This is a genomic window from Luteibacter sp. ME-Dv--P-043b, from assembly GCF_030209605.1.
Classification (GTDB): Bacteria; Pseudomonadota; Gammaproteobacteria; order Xanthomonadales; family Rhodanobacteraceae; genus Luteibacter.
Genome location: NZ_JARVRT010000035.1, coordinates 18,356 through 30,500, shown reverse-complemented (window position 1 = coordinate 30,500; position 12,145 = coordinate 18,356). Strand labels below are relative to the sequence as shown.

The following is a 12,145-nucleotide window of genomic DNA, read 5'->3' as shown; positions in this document are numbered from 1 at the left end:
ACAGGAAACCGACATGGCACTTGGATACTCCCGCGGCGCTGGCGCTTACCAGCAGATCCGCACCGGTGGTGGGCTCGAGCAGGCCGATTCACATGGCCTCATCACCTTGCTTATGGATGGCGGCCTCGAGCGCATCCGGCTCGCGCAGGCCTGCATGGCCACAGGCAACGTCGCGGGCAAAGGCGAGGCCATATCGAAAACGATCGAGATCGTCGGCGGCCTGCAGTCGGGACTGAACCACGATGTCGACTCGCCGCTGGTGGGCCAGCTCGACGCCCTTTACGACTATATGAGCCGTCGTCTCCTGCACGCCAATCTGCATAGCGATCCGGACGCCCTCGACGAGGTTGCCCGGTTGCTCGGCCAGATCCGCGCGAGCTGGGTCGCCATCCCCGTCGAGGCGCGGCAGATGGCCGGGGCCGGCGCATGACCGACGCCACGTGGTGCGATCTGCCCCGTGTGCTGGACCTCACCGAGTCCATGCATGCCGCCGCCAGCGAGGGACGCTGGGACGAACTGACCGCCCTCGAGGCCCAGCGCGAGCCCGTGCTCATGCAGGGCAGCATGCGTCCGGCGCCGGAAACCCTCGAATCGCTGAAATCCATCATGTTGCTCGATGGCCTCATCAAGGACCTAGTGGCGGCCGCGCGCGACGAGACCGCCGCGCAGTGGGACGAATCGCGCCGCGTGCGCCGCGCCGTTGCCGCGTATAGTTCGTTCTGACCTACTCATGGCATGGCGGGCGGTCGGATGACTGACGAATCATGGAAGGCTTTTGCCGACCGGGTGGCCTGGGACTCGCGCTTCCATGCCGTCTGCCTGGCCGCCGAACGGCCGGACACCACCGAACTGGCCCTGATCAACGACCGTAATGCCAGTGTGCTGGTGGCGGTGTCGGCCCTGATGGACCGGCGTAGCGACACCGGCGAGGACGACAGCCCGCTGACCCAGGAAGTGGCTCGCCTGGACGCCAAGCTCAACGTCCTCATGGAAATCGTCAACCGCCTTCTGCTGCCGCAGGCCGGGCTTCCACCGCGCATTCCCGTCCGCGTGAATGCCGCCGGTGCCGCGCTGCCCTGGGACGGATTGCCGCCGGTTGGCACGCCCGTCATGCTCAAGCTCCACTTCGATGCCTGCCGGGCGTTGCCCCTGGAATTGCCCGGCCTGCGGATGGCCGGTCCCACAGACGGCAAGGGCTTTGTCGCCTTCGACGGCCTCACCGAGCCCGTGCGCGATGGCATCGAGCGCCTGGTCTTCCGCCAGCACCGCCGGCAGGTGGCCGAGGCCAGGGCCCACGCACGGCCCCAGGACGGCTCAGGGGAGTGAAGTGACCTTTTACGTCACGTGACGTTGGAACGTCGCGTGGCGTCCTGCGTCACATTCGTGACGCGTGTTGTCACGGCTGACGTTGGTGCGTCGCTTCACGGGCTCCTCACGCGACATGAAGGGTTTCCTCACGTCGTCTGGCGCCGCTTCCGGACATGGATTGAGGCCCGATAGCGCCGGAATTCCGACGTTGGCACGCTCCTTGATTGATACCTTGCAACGAAGGCGACGGGATTCCATCGCGAACCCGGTCAGGGGCCTTCGATCACATGCAACGTGAGGTATCCCAGGTGAAGTCTTCCAACTTTCTCGTCGTCGAATCCGACGCTTCCCGCGCGGAAGCCGCTGCCTCCGCGCTGGCCTTCCTGGGCTACCGTCCGGTGCTTGCCAGCCGCATGCAGGCCGCCGATGCCGCCGACGGCTGGCGCGGCGCCTATGTCGGCACGGTGGATGACGAAGCCCAACTGGAAGGCTACCTCGCTGCCCTGGGTCGTCACGGCCGCAACCTGCCGCTGCTGGTGTCCGCCGATTCCCCGGTGGCCAGCGCGCTGATCGCTGGCGACGAAGCGCAGACCCAGCATATCGAGCTGATCGAGCTGCCGCTGCGCTACGAGCGCCTGTCCGAAGCCCTGCGTACCCTGCAGGCGCGCATGCAGCCGGTAAATAACAACCTGCGTTTCGTCGGTCAGTCGGGCCCGATGCAGCGCGTCAACGCGCTGATCCGCCAGGTGGCGCCGTTCGATTCGAGCGTGCTGGTGCTGGGCGAGTCGGGTAGCGGCAAGGAACTGGTCGCCCGCACCATCCACGAATGCTCGCCGCGCCGCGACAAGCCGTTTGTCGCCATCAACTGCGGTGCGATTCCCGCCGAGCTGCTGGAAAGCGAGCTGTTCGGCCACGAGAAGGGCGCCTTCACCGGCGCGATCAGCACCCGCAAGGGCCGCTTCGAGATGGCCGAGGGCGGCACGCTGTTCCTCGACGAGATCGGCGACATGAGCCTGCCGATGCAGGTGAAGCTGCTGCGCGTCCTGCAGGAGCGCGTGTTCGAGCGCGTCGGCGGCAACCGCCCGCAGCGCTGCGACGTGCGCATCATCGCCGCGACCCATCGGGACCTCGAAGGCGCGATCGAGCGTGGCGGCTTCCGTGAAGACCTGTTCTACCGTCTCAGCGTGTTCCCGCTGGAAATGCCGCCGTTGCGCCAGCGCCTGGAAGACCTGCCGGCCCTCATCACCGAGTTCAACCAGCGGCTGGTGCAGCGTGGCCTCACCTCCGTACGCTTCGCGCCCAGCGCCATGGCGGCACTCTGCCGCCATCCGTGGCCCGGCAACGTCCGCGAGCTGTCCAACCTGGTGGAGCGCATGGCCATCCTGATGCCCCAGGGCGAGGTGCGCGGCGCCGACCTGCCGGAGAAATACCGCGGCGCGCTGCCCATCGAGGAAGTGTCCGGTGCCGCGCTGATCGCCATGATGGAAGCCGAGCCCGAGGTGGTGGCCGAAGCCTTCGGCTTCGCGGGTGAGATGGATCCGGCGGTGCTGCCGCAGGGTGGCCTCGACCTCAAGGATCACCTCGCCGGTATCGAGATCGGCCTGATCCGCCAGGCGCTCAACTCGGCCAACGGCGTCGTGGCGCATGCGGCCAAGCTGCTCCGCGTCCAGCGCACCACCCTGGTCGAGAAACTGCGCAAGTACGGCCTTTCCGAGACCGTGCAGGTCGGCTGAGTTCCACCGTCTTGGCACACCTCGTGCATCGGGTGTCGGTAAGCCGATAACGCGTTGGAAAACCGTCATGACCACGATCGATGTGAACAGCCTGCTGCTCCAGATGCGCCGCATCAGCGCGCAGACCGAGATGCCCGCGATCCGCGGCGTCGGCGAGACGGGGCCGGCGGCGAAGGGTTCGTTCGGCGATGTCCTCAAGCAGTCTATCGAGGGCGTGTCGCAGACGCAGGCCAAGGCGGCGCAGATGTCCTCCGCGTTCGAACGTGGCGATCCGGGTATCGATCTGGCGCAGGTGATGATCCAGGGCCAGAAGGCCGATCTCTCGTTCCGCGCCATGACCGAAGTGCGCAACAAGATGGTCGATGCGTACAAAGAAATCATGAACATGTCGGTCTGATCGTCCTGATCACACACGGCACGCGTCACCTCACAGGATTCCGGTTCCCCCATGGCAGATAACGGCGTAGCCAACACGGATAGCAACGCGTCACGGCGTATGGACTCATTGAAGTCCCTGTCGCAGACGCCCGCGGCCCGGCAGCTCTTCATGCTCGCGGGTATCGCCGGCGCGGTGGCCATCGGCATCGCCGCCGTCATGTGGTCGCGCGCACCGAACTACGGGCTGCTTTACGGCGGCCTGGAACAGAAGGATGCCGCCGCGGTCACGCAGGCGCTGCAGGCGGGCAACACGCCCTACACGCTGAGCACCGACGGCAGCTCGATCTTCGTGCCCGCCGCCGATGTCGCCGGCGTGCGTCTCAAGCTGGCCGGCCAGGGCCTGCCGCAGGGCAGCGCCGCCGCGGCCCTGCCACAGGCCGATTCGCCGTTCGGCATGAGCGACATGGCCGAGCGCTCGCGTTACCAGTCCATGCTGGAAACCGACCTCTCCAACACCATCGCCGGTCTGCAGTCGGTGCGCGGCGCGCGTGTCCACCTCGCGCTGCCCAAGCCGTCCGCCTTCGTGCGCGACAACAAGCCGGCGTCAGCCTCGGTGGTGGTGTCGCTGTATCCGGGACGCCAGCTCGACCAGGGCCAGGTGGCCGCGATCGTTCACCTGATCGCCGCCAGCGTGCCGGAACTGGACACGCGCCAGGTCTCGGTCATCGACCAGACCGGCAACCTGCTCACCGTCAGCGATCCGGACAGCGCCTCCGCCATCGGCGACAGCCGCCTGCGCCTGTCCAACCGCATCGAGTCCACATACACGCAGCGCGTCGAAGACCTGCTCACGCCGCTGGTGGGTGCGGGCAAGGTTCGCGCCCAGGTGTTCGCCGACCTGGATTTCTCCCAGACGGAGAAGGCCAGCGAAACGTTCAACCACGACAACCCGGCTCTGCGCAGCGAGCAGACCAGCAGCGACACGCGCACCGAGCCGAACGCCAACGCGGGCGTACCGGGCGCGCTCAGCAACCAGCCGCCCAACACCGGCGGCAACCCGACGGCGGCCAACCCGGCGGCGGGCGGCGGCAAGCCGGCCGGGCAGAACGCCAGCACGCAGACGGCCGCCACGCCGACGCAGCAGACGCAGAACGCCACGCGCAACTACGAACTCGACCGCACGGTCAGCCATGTCACCGATCCCGCCGGCAAGGTGGCGCGTCTTTCCGTGGCCGTGGTGGTCGACAACAAGCAGGTGGTGGGTAAGGACGGCAAGTCCACCAGCGTGCCGTTCACCCCGGAAGAACTGACCCGGCTGACCGAACTCACCAAGAACGCCGTCGGTTTCAATGCGACGCGCGGCGACAGCGTCAGCGTCATCAACGAAGCCTTCCGCGGCGCGGTGGCGGAAGAAGAACCGCAGGGCACGCCGTTCTACGAGCGCCCCGGTATGCTCGACCTGATCAAGCAGGGCCTGGGCGTGATGATCGCGCTGATCGTCGGCTTCTTCGTCCTCCGGCCGATCCTCAAGGGCCTGCTGAAGCCCGCGCCGATCACGATGAACAACGTCGCGCTGGCCGGTCCGATGCCCACGGTGTCGGTCATGGTGGACGACGACGACATGACGCCCGATCGCGTCAGCACGTCGCCGCAGCTGGGCTCGCCCGCGCTGCTGGCCTACGAACAGAAGATCGGCCTGGCCAAGCGCATGGCCGCCGAAAACCCCAAACAAGTGGCGCAGGTCGTGAAGAGCTGGGTATCCGACGATGGCAGCTGATCCGAAAGAACCCCTGACCGGTGCGCAGAAGGCCGCGATCCTCCTGCTCACGCTCGGTGAGGAAGACGCCGCCTCCATCCTCAAGCATTTGGGTGCCCGTGAAGTGCAGGCCGTCGGCTCGGCCATGGCCGCCCTGAAAAACGTCAGCAAGGAGCAGGTCGAGCTGGTGCTGACCAAGCTGCAGGACGATGTCGGCCAGCACACCTCCATCGGCGTGGGCACCGAGGAATACATCCGCCGCATCCTGGTCAATGCGCTGGGCGAGAACAAGGCCGGTGGCCTGATCGATCGCATCCTGCTGGGTCGCAGCAGCAAGGGGCTGGAATCCCTCAAGTGGATGGAAAGCCGGGCCATCGCCGAAATGATCGGCCAGGAACATCCGCAGATCATCGCGCTGGTCATGGCCCACCTGGAATCCGACCAGGCCGCCGAGGTGATCGGCTACCTGCCGGCGCGCACGCGCAGCGACGTGGTGATGCGTATCGCCACGCTGGATGGCGTGCAGCCGCATGCGCTGAACGAACTCGACGAAATCATGGAGCGCCAGTTCTCCGGCAACTCCAACAAGCTGAAGTCGTCCACGGTCGGTGGCCTCAAGGCCGCGGCCGACATCCTCAATGCGATGGAAACCGCGCGCGAGGCCGAACTCATGGCCTCCATTCGCGGTATCGACTCCGGCCTGGGCGAGCGCATCGAGGAGCTGATGTTCGTGTTCGACGACCTGGCCGACCTGGACGACCGCAGCATGCAGACGCTGCTGCGCGAAGTGCCCTCGGCCCGTCTCATCACGGCGCTCAAGGGTGCCGAGGTTGCCATCCGCGAGAAGATTTTCGCCAACATGTCCAAGCGCGCCGCCGACATGCTACGCGACGACCTGGAGGTCAAGGGTCCGGTCCGTCTTTCCGAGGTGGATGCGGCGCAGAAGGAAGTGCTGGCCACCGCGCGTCGTCTCGCTGACGCGGGTCAGATCAATCTCGCCGGTGGCGGGGAAGAGTTCGTCTGATGAGCCTCACCTCGATCCTCGCCCGCGAACGCGTCGACCAGTTCGAGCGCTGGGAGCTGCCCCTGGTGGGTGGCGCCGTGCCGCACGAGGTGGTGGAACCCGAAGACGAAGGCCCGCACCGTCCCACGGTCGCCGAAATCGAATCGATCGAGCGCCAGGCGCGCGAGGAAGGCTTCAATGCCGGCCTCAACGAAGGGCGCGCGATGGCCCGGCGCGAACTGGAAGCCCAGGTTGCCCGCCTCGATGCTCTCTTCGCCGCGGTGGAGCGTCCCTTCGCGGACCTGGACGCCGATGTGGCCGGCGACCTCGCCATGCTGGCCACGATCATCGCCGAGCGCGTGCTCGGCCACGACATCGCCACGCGTCCGGAAACCATCCTGGAGGTGGTCCGCCAGGCGGTGGATGTGTTGCCGGCTGGCAGCCGCCAATTGAAGATTCACCTGAACCCCGCGGACGCCGCCATCGTGCGCGAGCACCGCGCGTCGGCCGACCACGAGGGCACGGTGGTGGACGACGCCACGCTCCAGCGCGGCGACGTACGCCTGGAAAGCGAACATTCGCGTCTGGATGCACGGGTGCGTACGCGCCTGGCCGCCGTGATCGACAGCGTGCTCGACGGTCGGGCTCCGTCCGACGAGTCGCAGGACGAACCGCAGGACGAGCCGACATGAGCGCCGAGTCGCATAACGCATCCCGTATCGCGCACTGGCGTGAATCGCTGGCTGCCCAGTGTGCCAGCGCCGAGGGCGTCCGCCCGATGCAGGCCGAAGGCAAGCTGCGCCGGGTGGTCGGCCTGACACTCGAGGCCGTGGGTTGCGAGGCGCCCGTCGGAGCGCGCTGCATGGTCTCGTCGGCCGACGGCAAGCAACTGGAAACCGAAGTCGTCGGTTTCTCCGATGGTCGCCTGCTGCTGATGCCCACGGGCGAAATGCACGGCGTGCTGCCGAATGCGCGAGTAACCCCGGTGGCCGCCATCTCCGGCATTCCGGTGGGCGATTCGCTGCTGGGCCGCGTCATCGGCCCGGATGGCGTCCCGCTGGACGGGCAGGGGCCCCTGCTGGCCCGTGAACGCGCGCCGCTGCGCCGTGCGCCCATCAACCCCATGCTGCGCCGGCCGATCGACACGCCGCTCGACGTCGGCGTACGCGCCATCAACGCCCTGCTCACCGTGGGCCGCGGGCAGCGCATCGGCCTGTTCGCCGGCTCCGGCGTGGGCAAGTCCACCCTCATGGGCATGATGACGCGCTTCACCGATGCCGACGTTGTCGTGGTCGGCCTGATCGGCGAGCGCGGTCGCGAAGTCAAGGAATTCGTCGACCACACGCTGGGCGAGGAAGGCCGCCGTCGCGCCGTGGTGGTCGCCGCCCCGGCGGATGCGCCGCCGCTGAGCCGGCTGCGCGGTGCCCAGGTGGCCACCGCCGTGGCCGAGCATTTCCGCGACCAGGGCAAGCGCGTGCTGTTGCTGATGGACTCGCTGACCCGTTACGCCCAGGCGCAGCGCGAGATCGCCCTGGCCATCGGCGAACCGCCAGCGACCAAGGGCTACCCACCGTCGGTGTTCGCCATGCTTCCCGCGCTGGTGGAACGCGCGGGCAACGATGCCGAAGGCATCGGCTCGATCACGGCGTTCTATACCGTGCTCACCGAGGGCGACGACTATCGCCACGATCCCATCGCCGACTCCGCCCGCGCCATCCTCGATGGTCATATCGTGCTGTCGCGCGACATGGCCGAGGCGGGCCACTATCCGGCCATCGACATCGAGGCCTCGATCAGCCGCGTCATGCCGGCGGTGGTCAGCAAGGAGCACATGCGCTCGGCGCAACGGTTTCGCCAGGTGTATTCCGCGTATCGCCAGCAGCGCGACCTGATCGCCGTGGGCGCGTACCAGAAGGGCAGCGATCCGCGTACGGACGAGGCCATCGCCCTGTATCCGCGTCTTTCTGCGTTCCTCCAGCAGGAAACCGACATGCCGGTGAACCTCGCCGAAGCCGAGGCGGAACTGGTCGACGCCGCGAGTGCCGGCTGATGGCATCACGCGCCGACCGCCTGCAGCCCGTCGTCGACCTGGCCGCCGAGAAGGCGGAGGAAGCGACACGGATACTCGCGTCGCACCAGCGCGCGCTGGCCGAGAGCGAGCATCAACTGGTCGAGTTGCGTCGCTATCGCAACGAATACGCCTCCATGCCCGACGGCATCGGCGTCAGCGCGCTGCTCAACCGCCAGCAGTTCCTGCAGAAGATCGACATGGCCATCGTGCAGCAGCTGGGCGAGGTGCAACGGCGCGAGCAGGCGCTGGAGCATGCCCGCCAGGGCTGGTCCGATGCACGCGGACGGGCCAAGGCGCTGGATTCGGTCACCGTCAAATACCGCGAGCAGGAGCGCAAGTCGCAGGACCGGCGCGAGCAGGAACAGGCCGACGAGCGCTCGCAATACCGAAAGAACCCCACCGGAAGAAACGCATGAACAACGCCAACGTCGCCCTCAACATCGCTCGCCCGGTCAGCCAGGCGCCGTCGTCCGCTTCGGCGAAGGCGACGGACGATACGACGCCGTCGAAGCGCTTCGATGCGGTGTTCGGCGATGCCCGTGCGCAGGTACATGCGCAGGCGCATGCGAGTGTGCACGCCACGCCGCGCGCGGATGCCGGCCGCGCGGCAGCGCGTGCGGACCACAAGAACGATGCGCGCACGGCAAAGCAGGACGACGGCGACGACAAGGACGCCGACACCAGCGCCACGTCCCATGCCGCCGCGGCGGACGACAAGTCGGCCGCCGCGAAGCAGGACGCCACGGCCGCGAAGGACGAGTCGAACAAGGATGACGCCTCCGACGACGACCATTCCATCGCCACGACGATGCTTGCGCTGATCGGTGTGCCGCCCAAGGTCACGGAACTGGCAACGAAGACGCTCGGCGCTCTCAAGGATGCCGGCGGCAAGACCGGCGACCTGACCGCCGGTGCGCTGGCCATGGCCCTGCCGCTGGCCCATGGCGTGCCGGCCCCGGCGGGCGGCGATGCCGCCAAGGCGCTGCTCACCTCGACCGATACCGTGGCCTCGTCCGGCGTGCTTGCGGCCACGGCATCGCCTGTCGCGGTATCGCCGCTGGCCACGCTGCTCGCCGCCCGCGCGGCGGTGACCACGGGTGCCAAGGACGATGCGGCATCCGATCCGACCACGAGTCCCATGCCCCTGGTGCATACGCCGGGACTGGCCCCCGTGGATGGCGCCATGGTCCAGGTGCAGGCCACCCAGGCCGCCACCGCGCCGCAGTTCGCGCAGGAACTGGGCGAACAGATCGCGTGGATGGGTAGCGGCCAGATCAAGGAGGCCCGGATCAAGCTGCACCCGGAAGAACTCGGCAGCATGGACGTGCGCGTGAGCATGGATGGCGGCAAGGTCAACGTGGCCATCCTCGCCCAGCATCCGGCCGCCGTGCACGCCGTGCAGCAGACGCTGTCGCAGCTGGACAGCATGCTCGCCCACCATGGCCTGTCCCTGGGCCAGGCCGATGTCGGCCAGCAGCAGGCCGGGCAGGGCCGTCAGGGCACGAGCGACGGCGGTAACGGGCAGGGCGGAACGGACGAGCCGGCCGTCGCTACGGTGCTCGCCACCTCCCGCGTGTCGCGGGGCCTGGTCGACGAGCGCGCCTGAGGGCGCTTCGGCGGCATTGCATTGGCGCGCGTCAAGCTTTCGACGCGCCACGGCGAACCGCCCGAACGCCCGTGCCGCGTCGCAGGGCGGTTTCCGCTAGCCGCATCGCCTGACCCCGGCTGGCACGTCGTTTGCAATAAGCCCCTCGGGCCCATCGGGCAACGATTCCACCGCATTCGCACCACAGAGGTTTTTCAGGCATGGCCGACGTAGAACAGGACGCCCCCGAGGGCACCCCGAAGAAAAAGAAGGGCAAGGGCAAGTTGCTGGTCATTGCCGCGATCGTCGTGCTGGCGGCCGGTGGTGCCGGCGGCTGGTTCATGATGAAGGGCGGCCACGGCAAGCCCGGCGCCGCGGCGGCCGCGGAAGCGGCCAAGGCCAAGCCGGCCGTGTACCTGCAGATGGATCCGGCCTTCGTGGTCAACTTCCAGGACGAGAACGCGCTGCGCTTCCTGCAGATCGGCGTCAACGTCATGTCCCACGATCCGGAAGCGATCGCCGCCGCGAAGGAAGCCGATCCGGAGATCCGTAACGCGCTGCTGATGCTGTTCTCGGCGCAGGACGTTAAGAGCCTTTCCGACGTGAAGGGCAAGCAGAAGCTGCAGGCGGCCGCACTGGCCGAAATCCAGCGCGTGCTGAAGGAAAAGATCGGCCGTTCGGGTGTGGATGCCGTCTACTTCACCAGCTTCATCATGCAGTGACGGGAAGCCAACGGCGATGAGCGACATTCTCACCCAGGAAGAAATCGACGCGCTGCTGGCCGGTGTGGAAGGCGGGGCCGTCGATACCGAGGTCGAGCTTCCGCCGCCCGGTGGTATCCACGATTACGATTTCACCCAGCAGGACCGCATCGTCCGCGGTCGCCTGCCCACGTTGGAAATGGTCAACGATCGCTTCGCCCGTTATTTCCGCGCCAACCTGTTCAACGTGCTGCGCAAGTCGTGCGAAGTCTCGGTGCTGGGCGTGAAGATGACCAAGTTCAACGAGTACGTGCATTCGCTGGCGGTGCCCAGCAACCTCAACCTCATCCGTATCAAGCCCCTGCGCGGCACCGCCCTGATGGTGTTCGAGCCGCGCATGGTCTTCACCGTGATCGACAACTTCTTCGGCGGGGACGGCCGCTACCACGCGCGCATCGAGGGTCGCGACTTCACGCCCACCGAGAACCGCGTGATCCAGATCGTGCTGGCCGAGGCCTTCACGGCCATGGCGGAAGCCTGGGCACCCGTGCTGAAGATGCAGTTCGAGTTCCTCAACTCCGAGATCAACCCGCAGTTCGCCAATATCGTCAGCCCCACCGAGACGGTGGTGGTGTCGCGCTTCCATATCGAACTGGATGGCGGTGGCGGCGAAGTGCACCTGACCTTGCCCTACTCGATGGTCGAGCCGATCCGCGAGCTGCTGGATGCAGGCGTGCAGAGCGACCGGGCGGAGCGCGACGAGCGCTGGATCCAGAACCTGCACGAGGAAATCCTCGACGCCGAGGTGGAGATCACCTCCATGCTGGCCGAGGCACGCCTCACCATCGGCGACTTCCTGCACCTGCGCAAGGGCGACATCATTCCGATCTCGTTGCCCGAAACGGCCACCGTGTTCGCCGAGGACGTGCCGATCTTCCGCGGCCGCATGGCCAACTCCGGGGGCAACAAGGCGGTGCAGTTCGAGTCGCTGATGCGCAAGCGCGGCGAGGGCAGGGCGATGCCCGTCACTACCACCGAGCCGATGCCCGTACTGGCGTGATACGCCGTCAATGGACCGGCATGGTGTCTTAGTGCCGTCGAGCGTCAGGTTTCCGGCGAGCGTCACTTTCCGGTCGTGGTCCACGACCGGCGAGGGATGGGCAAGGCACTGAGTGCACACGGGAAATTCACGCTTTCTTTCGCTTTCAAGGCATGGCACGGCGTTTGCTTTCTACGTTCCGTATCCCGGTAAATCACTTCTGGAACGGACATGAACGAACCCACCCCGCACGACCCCATCGAAGGCGCCTCGGACGCCTCCCTCGCCCGCACCATGGGACTGGGCAACGAGGTGAATCTCGACGTCATCCTCGACGTGCCGGTGACCATGGCCATGGAAGTGGGCCGCACCAAGATCAGCATCCGCAACCTGCTCCAGCTCAACCAGGGCTCGGTGGTGGAACTGGACCGCGCCGCGGGCGAGCCGCTGGACGTGTTCGTCAACGGCACTCTGGTCGCCCACGGCGAAGTGGTCGTCATCAACGAAAAATTCGGCATCCGGCTGACCGACGTGATCAGCCCGGCCGAGCGCGTCCGCAAACTGCGGTGAC

At 67.1% G+C, this 12,145-nt stretch carries 14 protein-coding genes; all 14 read left to right on the top strand.

Annotation, left to right across the window (positions count from 1 at the left end):
- The first annotated feature begins 13 nt into the window (after positions 1-13).
- The 14 genes from fliS (at position 14) to fliN (ending at position 12,144) form a co-directional block, all read left to right on the top strand.
- Complete coding sequence (gene fliS, locus QRN34_RS16645) at positions 14-430, top strand: flagellar export chaperone FliS (RefSeq protein ID WP_285406182.1); 417 nt, start codon at positions 14-16, stop codon at positions 428-430.
- On the top strand, positions 427-723 hold the full coding sequence (locus QRN34_RS16640) for a flagellar protein FliT (protein ID WP_285406181.1): 297 nt from the start codon (positions 427-429) through the stop codon (positions 721-723). The genes fliS and QRN34_RS16640 overlap by 4 nt, the downstream gene beginning before the upstream one ends.
- Positions 724-750: 27 nt before the next feature.
- On the top strand, positions 751-1,326 hold the full coding sequence (locus tag QRN34_RS16635) for a PilZ domain-containing protein (RefSeq protein WP_285406179.1): 576 nt from the start codon (positions 751-753) through the stop codon (positions 1,324-1,326).
- A gap of 290 nt (positions 1,327-1,616) precedes the next feature.
- The gene (locus tag QRN34_RS16630; RefSeq protein ID WP_285406176.1) at positions 1,617-3,041 is read left to right on the top strand and encodes a sigma-54 dependent transcriptional regulator; all 1,425 of its coding nucleotides are present in this window, start codon (positions 1,617-1,619) and stop codon (positions 3,039-3,041) included.
- Between the two features lie 67 nt (positions 3,042-3,108).
- Positions 3,109-3,438: a flagellar hook-basal body complex protein FliE gene (fliE, locus tag QRN34_RS16625; protein ID WP_285406174.1), complete on the top strand. Its 330-nt coding sequence runs from the start codon at positions 3,109-3,111 to the stop codon at positions 3,436-3,438.
- 99 nt (positions 3,439-3,537) lie between these two features.
- Positions 3,538-5,196, top strand: coding sequence for a flagellar basal-body MS-ring/collar protein FliF (gene fliF, locus QRN34_RS16620; protein ID WP_345782913.1), 1,659 nt, complete (start codon positions 3,538-3,540; stop codon positions 5,194-5,196).
- Positions 5,197-5,209: 13 nt separating this feature from the next.
- Positions 5,210-6,199 (top strand): flagellar motor switch protein FliG, encoded by a 990-nt coding sequence (gene fliG / locus QRN34_RS16615; protein WP_285406213.1) that lies wholly within the window; start codon positions 5,210-5,212, stop codon positions 6,197-6,199.
- The gene (locus tag QRN34_RS16610) at positions 6,199-6,870 is read left to right on the top strand and encodes a flagellar assembly protein FliH (protein WP_285406168.1); all 672 of its coding nucleotides are present in this window, start codon (positions 6,199-6,201) and stop codon (positions 6,868-6,870) included. Before fliG ends, QRN34_RS16610 begins: the two co-directional genes overlap by 1 nt.
- Positions 6,867-8,228: a flagellar protein export ATPase FliI gene (fliI, locus tag QRN34_RS16605; RefSeq protein WP_285406166.1), complete on the top strand. Its 1,362-nt coding sequence runs from the start codon at positions 6,867-6,869 to the stop codon at positions 8,226-8,228. Before QRN34_RS16610 ends, fliI begins: the two co-directional genes overlap by 4 nt.
- Entirely contained in the window at positions 8,228-8,665 is a 438-nt protein-coding gene (fliJ, locus tag QRN34_RS16600) for a flagellar export protein FliJ (protein WP_285406164.1), read from the top strand. The genes fliI and fliJ overlap by 1 nt, the downstream gene beginning before the upstream one ends.
- Entirely contained in the window at positions 8,662-9,855 is a 1,194-nt protein-coding gene (locus QRN34_RS16595; RefSeq protein ID WP_285406162.1) for a flagellar hook-length control protein FliK, read from the top strand. Before fliJ ends, QRN34_RS16595 begins: the two co-directional genes overlap by 4 nt.
- Before the next feature lie 200 nt (positions 9,856-10,055).
- Positions 10,056-10,556: a flagellar basal body-associated FliL family protein gene (locus QRN34_RS16590; RefSeq protein ID WP_285406160.1), complete on the top strand. Its 501-nt coding sequence runs from the start codon at positions 10,056-10,058 to the stop codon at positions 10,554-10,556.
- Positions 10,557-10,572: 16 nt separating this feature from the next.
- Positions 10,573-11,595: a flagellar motor switch protein FliM gene (gene fliM / locus QRN34_RS16585; protein WP_285406157.1), complete on the top strand. Its 1,023-nt coding sequence runs from the start codon at positions 10,573-10,575 to the stop codon at positions 11,593-11,595.
- 273 nt (positions 11,596-11,868) lie between these two features.
- Positions 11,869-12,144: a flagellar motor switch protein FliN gene (fliN, locus tag QRN34_RS16580; protein ID WP_240003940.1), complete on the top strand. Its 276-nt coding sequence runs from the start codon at positions 11,869-11,871 to the stop codon at positions 12,142-12,144.
- Position 12,145 lies beyond the last annotated feature (1 nt).

What these genes read in the sequence shown, in the direction of transcription:
- fliS (WP_285406182.1), top strand. Translation starts at nt 14, where the DNA reads ATGGCACTTGGATACTCCCGCGGCGCTGGCGCTTACCAGCAGATCCGC.
- QRN34_RS16640 (WP_285406181.1), top strand. Translation starts at nt 427, where the DNA reads ATGACCGACGCCACGTGGTGCGATCTGCCCCGTGTGCTGGACCTCACC.
- QRN34_RS16635 (WP_285406179.1), top strand. Translation starts at nt 751, where the DNA reads ATGACTGACGAATCATGGAAGGCTTTTGCCGACCGGGTGGCCTGGGAC.
- fliE (WP_285406174.1), top strand. Translation starts at nt 3,109, where the DNA reads ATGACCACGATCGATGTGAACAGCCTGCTGCTCCAGATGCGCCGCATC.
- fliF (WP_345782913.1), top strand. Translation starts at nt 3,538, where the DNA reads ATGGACTCATTGAAGTCCCTGTCGCAGACGCCCGCGGCCCGGCAGCTC.
- QRN34_RS16610 (WP_285406168.1), top strand. Translation starts at nt 6,199, where the DNA reads ATGAGCCTCACCTCGATCCTCGCCCGCGAACGCGTCGACCAGTTCGAG.
- fliI (WP_285406166.1), top strand. Translation starts at nt 6,867, where the DNA reads ATGAGCGCCGAGTCGCATAACGCATCCCGTATCGCGCACTGGCGTGAA.
- fliJ (WP_285406164.1), top strand. Translation starts at nt 8,228, where the DNA reads ATGGCATCACGCGCCGACCGCCTGCAGCCCGTCGTCGACCTGGCCGCC.
- QRN34_RS16595 (WP_285406162.1), top strand. Translation starts at nt 8,662, where the DNA reads ATGAACAACGCCAACGTCGCCCTCAACATCGCTCGCCCGGTCAGCCAG.
- QRN34_RS16590 (WP_285406160.1), top strand. Translation starts at nt 10,056, where the DNA reads ATGGCCGACGTAGAACAGGACGCCCCCGAGGGCACCCCGAAGAAAAAG.
- fliM (WP_285406157.1), top strand. Translation starts at nt 10,573, where the DNA reads ATGAGCGACATTCTCACCCAGGAAGAAATCGACGCGCTGCTGGCCGGT.
- fliN (WP_240003940.1), top strand. Translation starts at nt 11,869, where the DNA reads ATGGGACTGGGCAACGAGGTGAATCTCGACGTCATCCTCGACGTGCCG.